This window comes from Nocardioides antri, from assembly GCF_008373765.1.
Taxonomy (GTDB): Bacteria; Actinomycetota; Actinomycetes; order Propionibacteriales; family Nocardioidaceae; genus Nocardioides; species Nocardioides antri.
In genome coordinates, this window is record NZ_VUJW01000003.1 from 617,174 (window position 1) to 631,441 (window position 14,268).

The 14,268-nt window shown below is 72.4% G+C and carries 14 protein-coding genes; 9 read left to right on the forward strand and 5 right to left on the reverse strand.

Features of this window, described 5'->3' with window-relative positions:
* The first annotated feature begins 30 nt into the window (after nt 1–30).
* From F0U47_RS09205 to F0U47_RS09215, 3 genes are read left to right on the forward strand one after another with little or no spacing between them, the layout of a single operon-like run.
* Nucleotides 31–360 carry a PadR family transcriptional regulator gene (locus tag F0U47_RS09205; protein ID WP_188111241.1) on the forward strand — a complete coding sequence of 110 codons (330 nt, stop codon included), beginning with the start codon at nt 31–33 and terminating at the stop codon, nt 358–360.
* Nucleotides 357–1,433, forward strand: a complete 1,077-nt coding sequence (locus tag F0U47_RS09210) for a hypothetical protein (protein ID WP_149749979.1) — start codon at nt 357–359, stop codon at nt 1,431–1,433. Before F0U47_RS09205 ends, F0U47_RS09210 begins: the two co-directional genes overlap by 4 nt.
* Nucleotides 1,381–2,850 (forward strand): amidohydrolase, encoded by a 1,470-nt coding sequence (locus tag F0U47_RS09215; protein WP_149749980.1) that lies wholly within the window; start codon nt 1,381–1,383, stop codon nt 2,848–2,850. The genes F0U47_RS09210 and F0U47_RS09215 overlap by 53 nt, the downstream gene beginning before the upstream one ends.
* Here the strand turns inward: F0U47_RS09215 and F0U47_RS09220 are convergent.
* The gene (locus tag F0U47_RS09220) at nt 2,847–4,022 is read right to left on the reverse strand and encodes a PucR family transcriptional regulator (protein ID WP_149749981.1); all 1,176 of its coding nucleotides are present in this window, start codon (nt 4,020–4,022) and stop codon (nt 2,847–2,849) included. The two genes, F0U47_RS09215 and F0U47_RS09220, sit on opposite strands and share 4 nt — an antisense overlap.
* Nucleotides 4,023–4,117: 95 nt before the next feature.
* Here F0U47_RS09220 and F0U47_RS09225 point away from each other — a divergent pair, with 95 nt between their 5' ends.
* The 4 genes from F0U47_RS09225 (at nt 4,118) to F0U47_RS09235 (ending at nt 8,063) form a co-directional block, all read left to right on the forward strand.
* Nucleotides 4,118–5,251 (forward strand): ferredoxin reductase, encoded by a 1,134-nt coding sequence (locus F0U47_RS09225; RefSeq protein ID WP_246159538.1) that lies wholly within the window; start codon nt 4,118–4,120, stop codon nt 5,249–5,251.
* Nucleotides 5,252–5,264: 13 nt separating this feature from the next.
* Complete coding sequence (locus tag F0U47_RS09230; RefSeq protein WP_149749983.1) at nt 5,265–6,524, forward strand: fatty acid desaturase family protein; 1,260 nt, start codon at nt 5,265–5,267, stop codon at nt 6,522–6,524.
* Nucleotides 6,525–6,597: 73 nt separating this feature from the next.
* Nucleotides 6,598–7,221, forward strand: coding sequence for a hypothetical protein (locus F0U47_RS21095; RefSeq protein ID WP_188111242.1), 624 nt, complete (start codon nt 6,598–6,600; stop codon nt 7,219–7,221).
* 47 nt (nt 7,222–7,268) lie between these two features.
* The gene (locus tag F0U47_RS09235; protein WP_149750566.1) at nt 7,269–8,063 is read left to right on the forward strand and encodes a crotonase/enoyl-CoA hydratase family protein; all 795 of its coding nucleotides are present in this window, start codon (nt 7,269–7,271) and stop codon (nt 8,061–8,063) included.
* A gap of 7 nt (nt 8,064–8,070) precedes the next feature.
* On the opposite strand, the gene F0U47_RS09240 is transcribed toward F0U47_RS09235, so the two are convergent.
* A complete protein-coding gene (locus tag F0U47_RS09240; protein ID WP_149749984.1) occupies nt 8,071–9,126 on the reverse strand; it encodes a response regulator transcription factor in 1,056 nt (351 codons plus the stop codon).
* 134 nt (nt 9,127–9,260) lie between these two features.
* Between F0U47_RS09240 and F0U47_RS09245 the strand changes: the two genes are divergently transcribed.
* Entirely contained in the window at nt 9,261–9,683 is a 423-nt protein-coding gene (locus F0U47_RS09245) for an ester cyclase (RefSeq protein ID WP_149749985.1), read from the forward strand.
* A gap of 24 nt (nt 9,684–9,707) precedes the next feature.
* Here the strand turns inward: F0U47_RS09245 and F0U47_RS09250 are convergent, their stop codons facing one another.
* The gene (locus F0U47_RS09250; RefSeq protein ID WP_438362052.1) at nt 9,708–11,312 is read right to left on the reverse strand and encodes an MFS transporter; all 1,605 of its coding nucleotides are present in this window, start codon (nt 11,310–11,312) and stop codon (nt 9,708–9,710) included.
* Between the two features lie 123 nt (nt 11,313–11,435).
* Here F0U47_RS09250 and F0U47_RS09255 point away from each other — a divergent pair, with 123 nt between their 5' ends.
* Nucleotides 11,436–12,470 carry an RNA polymerase subunit sigma-70 gene (locus tag F0U47_RS09255; protein WP_149749987.1) on the forward strand — a complete coding sequence of 345 codons (1,035 nt, stop codon included), beginning with the start codon at nt 11,436–11,438 and terminating at the stop codon, nt 12,468–12,470.
* Between the two features lie 10 nt (nt 12,471–12,480).
* Here F0U47_RS09255 and F0U47_RS09260 read toward each other — a convergent pair whose 3' ends face one another.
* Together F0U47_RS09260 and F0U47_RS09265 are read right to left on the reverse strand one after the other, a co-directional pair.
* Nucleotides 12,481–13,404: an oxidoreductase gene (locus F0U47_RS09260; RefSeq protein ID WP_149749988.1), complete on the reverse strand. Its 924-nt coding sequence runs from the start codon at nt 13,402–13,404 to the stop codon at nt 12,481–12,483.
* Nucleotides 13,401–14,216, reverse strand: coding sequence for a maleylpyruvate isomerase family mycothiol-dependent enzyme (locus tag F0U47_RS09265; protein WP_149749989.1), 816 nt, complete (start codon nt 14,214–14,216; stop codon nt 13,401–13,403). The genes F0U47_RS09260 and F0U47_RS09265 overlap by 4 nt, the downstream gene beginning before the upstream one ends.
* Nucleotides 14,217–14,268: the final 52 nt, after the last annotated feature.

Below are 14,268 nucleotides of genomic sequence, written 5' to 3' on the forward strand. Positions count from 1 at the left end.
TAGTGCGCGGTGCGTAGTACTGTGCGGTGCATGGACACCACCCAGCTCCTGCGAGGCGTGCTCGACCTGGCGGTGCTCGCGGTCGTCGACCAGGAGGACGGCTACGGCTACGACGTGCTCCGGCGGCTCCGGTCGGGCGGGCTCGACGAGGTCGGCGACGCGTCGGTCTACGGCACGCTCCGCCGGCTCTACGCGGCAGGCGCCCTGACGTCGTACGTCGTGCCGTCGGACGAGGGCCCGCACCGCAAGTACTACGGGATCACCCCGGCCGGTCGCGACCAGCTGACCCGCCAGGCCAAGGAGTGGGCCGCCTTCGCCGACACCGTCTCGTCCCTTCTTCCCCGAGGAGCCCGCGCATGAGCCCCGACCCCACGGACGCCCAGATCCTGGTCCGGCCGGAGGTGGCCGCCTTCGTCGAGGACGTACGACGACGCCTGGCCGATCTCGACGAGGAGACCCGCGACGAGCTGACCGGCGGGCTCGAGGCCGACCTGTCGGACCAGCTGGCCGACGGCGCCCCGCTCGGTGACCCCGCCACCTACGCCGCGGAGCTCCGGGCGGCGGCCGGTCTCCCCGACCGCCGGCGACGCACGCTCCCGCAGCTGCCGGACCTCCGCGCGCCCGGCGAGGTCATGGACCGGTCCCGGGCACGCTTCTTCGCCCTCGTGGACCAGCCGCGGGTCGCGCCGGCCTGGGAGGTCCTCGTCGCGCTCCGGCCCGCGTGGTGGTTGGCCCGGGCGTGGATCGCGGTCACGACGCTCGACGCGTTCTCCGGCAGCTGGGAGCCGATCAGCGTGATCCCGAGCCTGGGCGCACCGCTCGTCGGCGAGGCCGTGCTGGTCGCCGCGATCGCGGTCAGCACCCTCATCGGAATGGGGCGCGTCTGGCCCGGGTCCGGACCGGACCGCGCCACCGGCAGCCGGGTCGCGCTGCTGGTGCTCAACGCGACAGCGCTGCTCGCTCCTGCTCTGTGGAGCGCGCCGTGGACGGGCACGATCCACCACGAGAACTGGGTTTCCTACGACCGTGGCTATGCCGACGGCTCCCGGGCCGACGACAGTGGACTGCGGCTCGACGGCCGGCCGATCCACAACCTCTTCGCCTACGACACCGCAGGCAACCCGATCGACCGGGTCCAGCTGTTCGACGCCGCCGGCGAGCCGGTCCGGATCGGACCGGAGGACACCGCGACCGGCCGCCGCGCCGAGCGCACCGTCGGCTGCCCCGCCCGCAACGGCAAGGTCGCCGTCTACAACGTCTTCCCGCTCGACCAGCTGCGCCTGCGCCGCGGCACCTGCGCGGACGTCGACGACCCCGACGCCACCCGCCCCGAGCATCCCCTGGCTTCGGTCCCGCCGCTCACCGCCGTACGGTCTCCCCATGACCGGCCTGCTGATCCGCGACGCTCGCCGGGTCCCGATCGCCGTCCCTGACCCGACCACCGCCGAGCCGGTCGACGTCCTCGTCGAGGACGGGACGATCACCGAGGTGGGACCGGCGCTCCGGCGTCCTCCGGGCGTCGAGGAGCACGACGCCGCCGGCCGCTGGGTGATGCCGGGACTCTGGGACACCCACGTCCACCTCGGCCAGTGGACGCTCGCGCGGGGACGGCTCGACACCAGCGAGGTGCGGTCGCCGGAGGAGGCGGTCCGGCTGGTGACGGCGAAGGTGGCCGAGCAGCCAGGCCGGCCCGTGATCGGCTGGGGCCACCGGCCGGGCACGTGGTCACGCGAGCCGACGACGTCGGACCTCGACGACGCGGCGGGCGTGACGCCGGTGGTCCTCATCGCCGGCGACGCCCACCACGCCTGGCTCAACCGCGCCGCGCAGGCCGCGCTCGGGCTGCCGCTGCGGGAGGGTGTCGTCGCGGAGACCGAGTGGTTCGAGGCCTACGAGCGGCTCACTGCGCTCACCGACACCGGCGACGACCCGGCGTCGTACCGCCGCACGCTCGGCGACGCGGCCGCACTGGGCGTGGTGGGGCTGGTCGACTTCGAGTTCACGGGCGGGGTGCACGCCTGGCGCGAGCGCTGGTCGGAGGGTTGCGACCGGCTCCGGGTCGAGGTCGCCGTCTACGCCGACCAGCTCGAGCCCGTGCTCGCCGAGGGCCTGCGGACCGGCGACCCGCTCCTCCCGGGCGAGGCCCGGCTGACGATGGGTCCGCTCAAGGTGATCAGCGACGGGTCCCTCAACACCCGCACGGCCTGGTGCCACCACCCCTACGCCACGGGCGCCGAACCCAGCCAGCCCGCGGGCGCCCCCAACCTCGCCCCGGCCGAGCTGACCCGGCTGGTCGGCCGAGCCCACGCGGCCGGCCTCGAGGTCGCCACCCACGCCATCGGCGACGCTGCCGTCGGCGCCGCGCTGACGGCCTACGAGGGCACCGGCGCCGGCGGCTCCCTCGAGCACGTCCAGCTCGTCACCCGTGGCGACGTGGAGCGGATGGCCCGGCGCGGCCTGCGCGCCAGCGTCCAGCCCCACCACCTCGTCGACGACCGCGACCTCACCGAGCAGGTCTGGCCGGACCGCACCGACCGGTGCTTCGCGTTCCGGTGGCTGCTCGACGCCGGCGTCCCGGTCAGCTTCGGCTCCGACGCCCCGGTCTCTCCGCTCGACCCGTGGCTGGCGATCGACGCGGCCGTGCGTCGTACCGGCGACGACCGGCCTGCCTGGCACGGCGAGCAGGCGCTCACGCGCCGTGAGGCGCTCGCCGCCTCGGTCGACGGGCACCTGACGGTGCAGCCGGGCGCACCCGGCGACCTGGTGGTCCTCGACGACGACCCGCTGACGGCCGTCCGTCCGGGGGTCGCCCTGACGGTCGTCGCCGGTGCGGTCGTCCACCGAGCCTAGGCCGGGGCCTCCGGTCCGATCCCGAGGGCGATCGTGAGCGCCAGGACGGTCTGCGGATCGTCGAGCTTGTCGCCGTAGAGCTCGCGCAGCTGCGTCATGCGGTACCGCACGGTCTGCGGGTGCACGAACAGCGCGGCGGCGACATCGTCGCGCCGGCCCTGGTGGAGCAGCCAGGCGCGCAGCGTCTCGGCGAGCTTGCCGGCGGTCGCGGGGCGGAGGCCGGACAGCGGGGCGAGCGCGGCCTCCCGCAGGTCGGCGAGCGCGCCGGGATCGGCCGTCAGGACGAGCTCCGGGAGGTGCGCCTCGGTGTCGCCGTCGAGCCCGCGCTCCTCCGCCCGCAGGGCGCGTTCATACGACGTCCGCACCTCCAGCCACGGCCGCGCCGGGCCCACCGTGCAGCTGCGCCCCTCGACCGCCCGGAGGAGCGCGCCCCGGCGGTGCCCGTGGACGTCGGGGACGAGGAGCAGGGAGGCAGCGTCGAGCTCGGGCAGGTCGTTCGCCTGCAGTGTGCCCTGGTGCACCATCTGCAGGAGCGACCCGACCTGCGACTCGGGCACGATCACGGCCGTCAGCGTCGAGGGCGGCGCCCACTCGGCCCGCTCGGCAGCGGCGACCACCGTCTTCTCGGGGGCACCGGTGATGAGGTGCCGCGCGATCCGGTCGAGCAGCCGCTGGCGGACCCGGCCGGCGGTCGCCGACTCGTCGCCGTGCCCGGAGACGCTGGCGGCGGAGAGCTCGTCGATGTAGGCCCACACCGCCTGGGCGAAGGTCGCCATGGTCGCCGCGTCCACGCCGTTCTCGACGGCCACGGCGGAGAGGCGCTGCCACGCCACGCCGGCACCGATCCGGTACGCCGACAGGAGCGCCTCGGAACTGCGCCCGCTGCGCGCCTCGCCCCTCCCCAGCTGGTAGGCACCCTCGATCGCAGGCGCCATCCGGGTCTGCTCGTTGCCACGCCGGCGCTCCGCCGCCGACAGGAAGCCGCCCAGGGCCAGCTGGACGGCCGAGCGGATGGTCTCGCCCATCGGCCCGCTGAACGCGTCGGTGTAGCTCGGCACCTCGTCGATGACCGCAGCCACCACGTCCTCGGCGACCATCGGGAGGGCCGCCCGCATGGCGACCGTCACCTCGGGCGGCAGTACCATCGTGGTGGCGAGCACTCGACGCGCCATGAACCACTCCTTTTGTTCGCGAAGGACAAAAACCGGCTCCAGATTCACCGCGACCTGTCATGACTCTACCGCGGGGATCAGGAAGTCTGAGTGTTGTGAGTTCGACCAGCTTCTCTGCCCCCTTCCTGGTCCGGAGCGCCCAGCGCGGCCGGCTGCGCCGCCGCCTGCGTGCCGTCGCCGACGCTGCCGTGACCCCCCTCTCCATCGACGACGTCCTCGACAGCTTCCACCCGCTGCGCTCGGGCACCGACCTGCGCGGCAAGATCGTCTCCGTCGAGCCCGAGACGGCCGACGCGGCGACGATCGTCATCAAGCCCGGTCGCGACTGGTTCGGCCACGAGCCCGGCCAGTACGTCCAGGTCGGCGTCGACGTCGACGGCGTCCGGCTGTGGCGCTGCTACTCGCTGACCCACGGCCCGCGCGCCGACGGCAACATCAGCATCACCGTCAAGGCGATCCCCGGCGGCGTCGTCTCCCACCACCTCGTGCACGAGGCCCGCCCCGGCCAGCTGGTGCACCTCCAGCAGGCCGCCGGTGACTTCGTGCTCCCGATGCCGATCCCGCAGCAGCTGTTGATGGTGACCGCCGGCTCCGGCATCACCCCGGTCATCGGCATGCTGCGCAACCTCTTCTCGAAGGCTCACCGGCCCGACGTCGACATCACCCTCGTCCACGTCAACCAGGCCGAGCCGCACTCGATCTTCAAGGACGAGCTCCGCGCCCACGCCGCGGCCGGGCACCTCCGGCTGATCGAGCACTTCGACGACCGCGACGGGCTGCTCGACCTGGCCCGCCTCGAGTCCCTCGTGCCCGACATCGGCCTCCGCGCGGCGTACGCCTGCGGGCCGAGCGGCCTGCTCGACGCCCTCGAGGAGTGGTACGACGAGCGCGGGCTGTCGCTCAACACCGAGCGGTTCCGTCCCGCACTGCTCGCCCCCGACGGCGCAGCCGGCGAGGGTGGGACCGTCGCGTTCGCCGACGGCACCGTCGTCGACGCCGACGGGGCGACCCCGATCCTCGACGCCGCCGAGTCGGCCGGCGTCCTCATGCCCAGCGGCTGCCGGATGGGCATCTGCATGGGCTGCGTGCTTCCGATGAAGGAGGGCGCCGTCCGTGACCTCCGCAACGGTGAGATCACCGTCGCCGTCCCCGGGGAGACCGCCCCGGGCGGCGTGAAGATCCAGACCTGCATCAGCGCCGCTGCCGGCGACTGCCACCTCGACCACTGATCTGAGGAGCTCCATGACCACGATCACCCGCAAGCAGCAGAACCCCACCGCCCACCTCACGCCCGAGGACATCGAGGCGATCGGCGCCGAGCTCGACGCGATCCGCCAGGAGGTGCTCGACTCCCGCGGCGAGCGCGACGCGCGCTACATCCGCACGATGGTCGACGTCCAGCGCAAGCTCGAGCTGGGCTCGCGCGCCGTGCTCCTCTTCAGCGCGCTCCCGCCGGCCTGGCTGGTCGGCACGGCCGGCCTGTCGGTGGCCAAGATCCTCGAGAACATGGAGATCGGCCACAACGTCATGCACGGGCAGTGGGACTGGATGCGCGACCCCAAGATCCACTCGACGAGCTGGGAGTGGGACAACGCCTCCCCCTCGGAGGGCTGGAAGCACTCGCACAACCAGATCCACCACACCTACACGAACATCGTCGGCAAGGACAACGACCTCGGCTACGGCATCATGCGCGTGGACGAGGACCAGCGCTGGCACCCGCGCTTCCTCGTCCAGCCGCTGTGGAACTTCATCAACGCCTGCATCTTCGAGTACGGCATCGCGGCGTATGACCTCGACCTCGGCCGCAACCTGCGCAAGCCGAAGGGCGACCGGGCGGCCGGGATGAAGGACCCCGAGTTCCAGCGGCGCGCGAAGCAGACCCTGGCCAAGATCCGCCGGCAGGCGACCAAGGACTACGTCGTGCACCCGCTGCTGTCGGCCCCGACCGGCTCGCTGCTGCCGACGCTGGCCGCCAACGCGACGGCCAACCTGGTCCGCAACCTGTGGTCGCACTCGGTGATCATGTGCGGTCACTTCCCCGAGGGCGTCGAGACGTTCGAGCTGGCCTCCATCCCCGACAAGGAGACCCGCGGCGAGTGGTACCTCCGCCAGATGCTGGGCTCCGCCAACATCTCGGGCTCCAAGGCGATGCACATCATGACGGGCAACCTGTCCCACCAGATCGAGCACCACCTGTTCCCGGACCTGCCCAGCAACCGCTACGCCGAGGTCGCGCCGAAGGTGAAGGCCGTCTTCGAGAAGTACGACCTCAACTACTGCAGCCGCCCGCTGGTGCCCCAGGTCTACTCCGCGTGGCACAAGGTCTTCCGCCTGTCGCTGCCGAACGGCTGGCTGGAGACCACCAACAAGCGCAACCTGCCGAGCCAGCTGAAGCTGCTCTACAAGCTGGCCACCGGCGACCGGAAGACCCGCCGGGTGCTCACCCGGGCGCTGGAGATGAAGGCGAAGGCGCAGCAGAAGTACGTCGCTGCGGCGTGACCGCTGCTCGTCCCTGAGGACCATTTCGGTCGAAGTGACGCATGGCGGGACCGGCGCTGGAAACGTTGGGGACATGGCTCCCCGATCGCTCACCCCGTTGCTCGCCCTCGCCGTACTGGTCCTCGCGCTGAGCGCGTGCGAGGAGGACGCGGACCCGTCCGCTGAGACCGTGGACGGCGCACCCGTGAAGGCGATCCCGGCGGACGCGTCGGTGGCCTGGTCGACCTCCATCGAGGACGACTGGGACGCCACCGACGCGGTCGCCGTGGGCGACATGGTCCTCGTCGCCACCAAGTGGGACCTGGAGGAGGACTCCGCCGTCACCGGCTACGACACCGAGGGCCAGCAGTGGTGGCAGGAGGGACCGGGCTACGGGACCATCGAGCTCACCGTGCTCGACGACGGCACCGTCCAGGCCTGCGACGACCTCGGCGGCGAGATCCTCGACCCGGCCACGGGTGAGGTCGTCCGCGAGGCCACGGCGGAGGAGTGCCCGGAGGAGTTCGACGGCGCCGACACCACCGCCGACGACGTCTACGAGGTCGACGGCTCCGAGCTGGTGGTGTACGACGACGTCGAGCACTCCGAGGAGCGGTACCGGATCGGCCTCCGCGACTCCGACGCCGTCGCCTGGGGAGTCCAGGGCGGCGTGGTGACCTACAGCGAGGGCACCCACGAGGTCCGCTTCTACCGCTGACCGCGTTGGCCTCCCGCCTTAAGTTACCTGCGGGTAAGGTTGGCTCCATGAGCAACGTGACCTGCCGGATCGAGGACGGCGTCGCCCACGTGCGACTGGACCGACCCGAGAAGCTCAACGCACTGACCCTGCCGATCCTCCGCGACCTCGCGGCGACGGCCCACGGCCTGCGCAAGGACAAGAGCCTGCGCGCGGTCGTGGTGGCCGGCGAGGGCGACGCGTTCTGCGCCGGCCTCGACTTCGCGAGCGTGATGCGGAACCCGGCCGGGATCGCGAAGGCGTTCGTCCCGGTGCCGTTCCGCGGCACGAACCTGTTCCAGGAGGCGTGCTGGGCGTGGCGCCGGGTGCCTGTTCCGGTCATCGCGGCGGTGCACGGCCACTGCCTCGGCGGCGGTCTCCAGATCGCGCTGGCTGCGGACTTCCGGATCGCGACGCCGGACTCGCGCTGGTCGGTACTCGAGGGCAAGTGGGGCCTGATCCCGGACATGTCAGGCATCCAGAGCATCGCCGAGCTGGTCGGCATCGACCGGGCCAAGCTGCTCACCATGACGGCAGAGGTGTTCGACGGCAGCCGCGCCGCCGAGCTCGGCCTGGTCACCACGCTCGACAACGACCCGACCGCCGGCGCCGAGCGGCTCGCCGCCGAGCTGGCCGCCAAGTCGCCGGACGCGCTGGCAGCCGCCAAGAGGCTCTTCAACAACACCTGGCACGCGTCGCCGCGTCGTACCTTCGCCCGCGAGCGCGTCGAGCAGGCCTTCCTGCTCGCGGCGCGCAACACCAAGGCCGCCCGGGAGGCGGCGTTCAACAAGTTGCGGCCGGAGTACGGCCCGCGCGGCCGCTGAGCTCGCCTCACCGCTGGTCGAGGGACCGCCCGTCGAACACCGTACAGACCAGGTCGCGGCGACTGCGGACCCCCGTCTTGTCGAAGATGCTCTTGAGGTGCTGCTGGACGGTCACCGGAGCAAGGACCAGCTCGTCGGCGATCATCGCCGTGGACCGTCCCATCAGCACCAGCCTCGTGATCTCGCGTTCCCGACGAGTGAGGCCGTAGGCGGCCATCAGCACGGACGAGATCCGCGCAGGTGCGGCCGGCTGGATGATCACCGCGGCCCGCTGACCTGACGGAGTTGTCATCGACGTCCCGTGGAGCACGAACCACCGACCCGTGCCCGCCCGGACCCGCACGACGGCGGCTTCGTCCCCGTTGCCGGCTCGAACGGCGACGGACAGGACCGCGACCGGGATGCCGCCGCTGTCACCGGCCAGCTCGCCCAGCCATCGGTGGGCGTTCGCGGAGACCGACTCCACCGCGAGACCGTCGCCCAGGATCACCAACCCGGACGCGTCCGGCAGGTCGGGCTCCAGCGCCTCTCCCGGCAACAGAGCGCGATGCACGCCCTCGGCCAGATGAGGGGCGAGCGCGCGAAGGAAGGCGAGCTCGTGGGTGCTGAACTCCGGCTGACCGGGTGACCGGTTGAGCCGCAGGGTTCCCCAGGCCTCGCCCGTCCTCGCGCGCAGCGCGACGGCAACCTCCTGGTCGATGCCCTGCGGTCGCAGGTACTCGCGGAAGACGGGACTGCGCTCCGGGTGCCCGCCGGTCACCTCGTGCAAGGTCTGGACGCCTCGCTCGCTGGCGAGGACGTCGGCGGTCTTGTTCACGTCGTCGGCGGCGTACTCCCACGCGATCTGGCCGCCGACGTCGAAGAAGCAGTCGCCGCTGAAGTGGACGCTCGTGATCAGCTGCGACCAGGGGTCGACGGTGTTCCAGAACGGCGGCGCTCCGCCGATCGGGACGGCGCGGGCCACGGTCTCACCGGCGGCCTCGAAGAACGCGTGGGCATCCAGGCCCGCGCGGGCGAGACTGCGGACACGGCCGCCCGCTTCGTCCATCGATAGTCGCGCCATCGCGGCCTCCGGATTCCGACGCCATCAACGGTAACGAGGCGACGGCCGAGATTGCCAGGTTTCTGGCATGGACGACGGGACCGCTTCGGACCAGATTCGAGGACGTCCGCACAGCTCGAGACCGGAGGCGAGAGATGACTGGCTCAGACGTGGTCCAGAGGTACGTCGACACCTACAACTCGGGAGACTCAGCCGGGCTCGGCGCCTTCTACGCAGAGGACGTCGTCCTCGAGGATCCGCTGATGCCCGAGCCGACCAAGGGGCGGGACACGGTGCTCGCGACCGCTGCGGCGTTCCGGCGCGCGTTCCCCGACATGGTCTGGACCGTCACCGGCGACCCGGTCGTCGCGAGTGGGGCGATCGCGTGGGAGGTCCATGCCGCCGGCACGATGACGGGTCCCATGCCCGGCCCCGAGGGTGAGATCCCGGCGACCGGCAGGTCCTTCGCCGTGGACATGGGCATCTTCTGGACCCTGGGTCCGGACGACCGCATCACCGAGGAGCACGCCCACTTCGACGCGACGGGGATGCTGGCCCAGCTCGGCCTGACGCCGTGACGTGCGGCTGCACCTCGGGCAGCGCTACGACCGCCCGTCGTCGCCGCAGGCGACCAGCTCGTCGACCGGTTGCGGCTCCTCGTTCAACAGGCCGGCCCGGCCGCGGGTGAGGACGAACGCGGCCAGGGCCAGCGACGCGACCGCTGCGATGAGCGCGCCGAGGTGGACACCCGTGGTGAAGGCCGCCTCGGCGGCGGCCACCAGCGCCTCCCCGGCCGCCGAGGGCAGCCCCTCCGCGACCTCGACGGCTCCGCCGAGCGTGCCCCGGGCTGCCTCGCCCTGCTCGGAGGAAAGGCTGCCGGGAAGGGCGTCGTCGACGTCGCGGCGGTAGACCGCCACGCCGATGCTGCCGAGCACCGCGATGCCGAGGGCACCACCGACCTCCGCCGCTGTCTCGGAGACACCGGCCGCGGCCCCCGCCCGCTCGGGCGGCGCGGACGCCATGATCAGGTCGTTGGTGAGGGTGAAGACCGGCGACATGCCGAGCGAGAACGCGACCGACCCCAGGACGATGAGCGGAAGCCCACTACCGGGCTCGATGCCGAGGAGCAGACCGAACCCGAGGGCAGCCAGCACCAGGCCGCCGCCCATCAGCCAGGTCGGGTCGATCCGGCGGGCCAGCACCGGTGTCACGTTGGAGCCCACGACGAACGACAGCGCCCACGGCAGCGTCCACAGCCCGGCCTCGAGCGGCGTCATGCCGAGCACCAGCTGGAGGTACTGCGGGATGAAGAGGAACCCGCCGAAGATGACGAAGATCCCGATGCCGTACGTCGCCAGCGCGGCGCTGAACGCCGGGATCCGGAACAGCGACAGGTCGATGAGCGGGTCCACCAGCCGTCGCTGGCGTCGTATGAAGACGATCGCCAGTGCCACCCCGGCCAGGGCGGTGACGACCGCGGCAGTCGTCATCCCGTCCTGCGCGGCCCGCTTGAGCCCGTAGACGAGCCCGAGCATGGCGGACAACGACAACGCGGCGCTGGGCAGGTCGGCGCGGCCCGCGTCAGGGTCGCGGTACTCCGGCAGCAGCCGCGGCCCGAGCACGAGCAGCGCGACCATCACCGGGACGTTGAGCAGGAACACCGCGCCCCACCAGAAGTACTCCAGGACCACCCCACCCAGCACGGGCCCGATCGCAGCGCCCGCCGAGAAGCTCGTGATCCAGATCCCGATCGCGGTGGTGCGCTGCCGGGGGTCGTGGAACATGCTCCGGATCAGGGAGAGCGTCGACGGTGCCAGCGTCGCGCCCGACACTCCGAGCAGCGCACGGGTGACGATCAGCATCTCCGGCGACGTGGAGAACGCGGCGAGCACCGAGGTGACCCCGAACGCCGCGGCCCCGATCAGCAGGAGCCGACGGCGGCCGATCCGGTCACCGAGGCTGCCCATCGTGATCAGCGACCCGGCGATCATGAACCCGTAGATGTCGATGATCCACAGCATCTGCGTGCTGCTGGGCTGCAGGTCGGCGCTGATCGCCGGCACGGCGAGGTGCAGGACGGTCAGGTCCATCACGTAGAGCACGCAGGCAAGCGCGATCACGGCAAGGCCCCACCACTCACGCCGCCCGGCCCTCGGGGTGGTGCTGGCCTGCTCGGTCATGGATCGTCCTCTCGTCGCGTCTTTCATATTGACGGTCGCCACCGACAAAGCTCATCGGTCCTCGATCGGCCCCCGACACATCCGACCGCTCAGATCTCGCACTCTCGGTCGTCGACATCAAGTGACAGCCCTGCGACCGTAGGAGACACCGTGGAGACAGCCGACCCCCGCCCGACCAGCCCGACCGGCGCCGACGAGGCCGAGTTCAGGAGAGCGGCCCGCAGCGGCGATGCCGGCAGGTTCGCGTTGCTGACCGAGCGCTACCGCCGCGAGCTGCTGGTGCACTGCTACCGGATGCTCGCGTCCTACGAGGACGCCCAGGACCTGACCCAGGAGACGTTCCTGCGCGCGTGGGCCAAGCGGGAGTCGTTCGAGGGGCGGGCGTCGCTGCGCACCTGGCTCTACCGGATCGCCACCAACGCCTGCCTCGACTTCCTCGAGAAGCGGCGGGACCGCACGCCGGTCCCCGTCGAGCTGCAGGGCGCGGGCGGATCGGGCACCGAGGTGCTCTACCTGCAGCCGTGGCCGGACAACCAGCCGGAGGATCCGCACGAGCGGGCCGTGGCCAAGGAGACCGTGGAGCTCGCTTTCATCGTGGCCGTCCAGCACCTCCCCGCGCGGCAGCGGGCCGTCCTGATCCTCCGTGACGTGCTGGGCTGGCCGGCTCAGCAGTCGGCCGACACCCTCGAGCTCTCCCTCGCGTCCGCGAACAGCGCCCTCCAGCGCGCCCGGGCCACGATGCGTGACCACCTGCCCGACGGCCGGCTCGACTGGAGCGCGCGAGCGAGGCAGGACATGAGCGCGGAGGAGCGGCAGCTCGTGTCGGCGTACGTCCGCGCCCACGAGACGCTCGACATCGACGGCCTGACCGCGCTGCTCCGCGCCGACCTGCGGTTCGCGATGCCGCCCCAGCCCGGGGTCTGGGTCGGGCGCGACGAGACCGTCCAGGGCTGGATCGAGGGCGGCTTCGGCCAGGGCGACTACACCGAGTGGAGGTGCCGGACCACGACGGCCAACGGCCAACCGGCCGTCGCGATGTACCTCCGCCGGCCCGGAGCACCGACCTACGAAGCCTTCGCGATGGACGTGCTGCGCGTCGAGGACGGCAAGGTCGCCGAGATCACGACCTTCGAGAGCGACGTCTTCGCGTGGTTCGGCCTGCCACCACACCTGGAGCCGCGCTGACCCTCCGCGCCTAGGGGTACTCCAGTCCCACGGTCTCCTCGCTGATCTCCCACAGCCGGCGGGCGGCGTCCTCGTCCCGCGCGAGGCGGGTCCGCCCGACCGGGCGCGGGGGGCCGGCGAGTTGGCGGAAGCCGCCCGGGCCGACGTAGGTGTCGCCCGGGAGGTCAGCGGTCGCGGCCATCAGCGACGGCCAGGCGCCGGCCTCGGCCGACTGCGAGACCGCCTTGATCGTGGCGTCGAGGATCGACGCGATGCCGCCGCTCGCGCGGCCGTACTGGCCGTTGGCCGCCAGGTGGGTGCCCGCGAAGCCGGGGTGTGCCGCCAGTGCGCGCACCGGCAGCTCCGCCGCCTTCAGCCGACGCTCGAGCTCGCCCGTGAACAGCAGGTTCGCGAGCTTGCTCTGCCCGTAGACGGGCCACCGGAGGTAGCGGCCGTGCGGCCGGCGAGGATCGCCGAGCGGCGCCGTCCGGGCGGTCGCGTGCATCAGCGACGACACCGTGACCACACGACCGTCGCCGCTCGCGGCCAGCTGCGGCAGCAGCAGCCCGGTCAGCAGGAACGGGCCGAAGTGGTTGGTGGCCATCTGCTGCTCGAGGTCGTCCTCCGTCCGGGAGTACGGCGTCCCCATCACGCCCGCGTTGTTGACGAGCACGTCGATCGCGCCGAACCGCGCGGCCGCTGCCGCGGCGTGCCGGACCGAGGCCAGGCTGGCCAGGTCGAGCTGGAGCGTCTCGAGCTCGGCGTCCGGGACCTGGGCCCGGATCTCGGCGACGGTCGCCTCGACCTTCGCCGGGGTCCGTCCCGCGAGCACGACGCGGGCCCCTCGCCGGGCCAGCTCCAGCGCGGTGTAGTGGCCGAGCCCACCGATGGTCGGCCCGGTGACGAGGACGGTGCGGCCCGTCTGTTCGGGCATGTCGGCGGGGCTCCAGCTCATGGCGTCGTCCCCAGGTGGGCGACGATCGCCTCGCCCAGCGCGGCGTCGCCCTCGATGGTGACGGCGCCGGGCCCGGCGTCCCGACGGCCGCCGGCGAGCACGACGAACGTCTCGCGGTCCATGCTCAGCCGCACCCCGGGCTCTGCCGGCTCCTCGGCGAGCCGCTGCCCGCGACCGTACTCGTCCACCTCGACGGCGACGACCGGGCTGCCCGCGACCGCCAGCACTGCGGTGGTGCCGGCAGGCGGCGCGACCAACTTGCCGACGACGAAGCCGAACGCCTCGCTGAGGTAGTCGGCCGTGTGCTGGGCGGCCGCACTGTCCATGCCACCGGGGATGCCGACCGCGCGGCGGACGTCCTGCTCATGCATCCAGACGTCGAGCGGCCGGTTGCGGAGCAGCGTCTGCTGGGTCCACCCGATGAGGCCGAAGATCCCGGGGGCAGGTGCGGACGGGTCGGTCGGCGGTTCGGCGACGAGCGCGTCGTGCCGCGCCGACGTCGTGCTCCGGATCTCCTCGATGATCGAGGCCGGCTCCCGGTCCCGGCGGGTGACGACCCCGACCTCGGTGAACTGTCCCATCGGCCCGGTCACGTGCGGGGGGTCGCCGATGTCGGCGGTCTCGTCCGGTCCGCCGGCCAGGAGGCTCTCCAGGTGCGCCACGTGGGACGCGACGGCCTTGACGTCCCAGCCGGGCAGGTCCGTGGGGAGCGCCCAGGCGTCCTCGGGCAGGGAGTCCAGCAGGGCGGTGAAGTCACCGATCGCCTGCCACCAGGTCTCGACGTAGGTCGCCAGCCGCTCGGCATCGCTCATGCAGGCGATCGTAACGACGCCCCGCCGCCGCCCTCAGGCCATCTCAACGGGC

Coding starts and splice junctions, on each gene's coding strand:
- F0U47_RS09215 (WP_149749980.1), top strand. CDS start 1,381: ATGACCGGCCTGCTGATCCGCGACGCTCGCCGGGTCCCGATCGCCGTC.
- F0U47_RS09245 (WP_149749985.1), top strand. CDS start 9,261: ATGACTGGCTCAGACGTGGTCCAGAGGTACGTCGACACCTACAACTCG.
- F0U47_RS09210 (WP_149749979.1), top strand. CDS start 357: ATGAGCCCCGACCCCACGGACGCCCAGATCCTGGTCCGGCCGGAGGTG.
- F0U47_RS09265 (WP_149749989.1), bottom strand. CDS start 14,216: ATGAGCGATGCCGAGCGGCTGGCGACCTACGTCGAGACCTGGTGGCAG.
- F0U47_RS09220 (WP_149749981.1), bottom strand. CDS start 4,022: ATGGCGCGTCGAGTGCTCGCCACCACGATGGTACTGCCGCCCGAGGTG.
- F0U47_RS09260 (WP_149749988.1), bottom strand. CDS start 13,404: ATGAGCTGGAGCCCCGCCGACATGCCCGAACAGACGGGCCGCACCGTC.
- F0U47_RS09250 (WP_438362052.1), bottom strand. CDS start 11,312: ATGAAAGACGCGACGAGAGGACGATCCATGACCGAGCAGGCCAGCACC.
- F0U47_RS09240 (WP_149749984.1), bottom strand. CDS start 9,126: ATGGCGCGACTATCGATGGACGAAGCGGGCGGCCGTGTCCGCAGTCTC.
- F0U47_RS21095 (WP_188111242.1), top strand. CDS start 6,598: ATGGCTCCCCGATCGCTCACCCCGTTGCTCGCCCTCGCCGTACTGGTC.
- F0U47_RS09230 (WP_149749983.1), top strand. CDS start 5,265: ATGACCACGATCACCCGCAAGCAGCAGAACCCCACCGCCCACCTCACG.
- F0U47_RS09205 (WP_188111241.1), top strand. CDS start 31: ATGGACACCACCCAGCTCCTGCGAGGCGTGCTCGACCTGGCGGTGCTC.
- F0U47_RS09235 (WP_149750566.1), top strand. CDS start 7,269: ATGAGCAACGTGACCTGCCGGATCGAGGACGGCGTCGCCCACGTGCGA.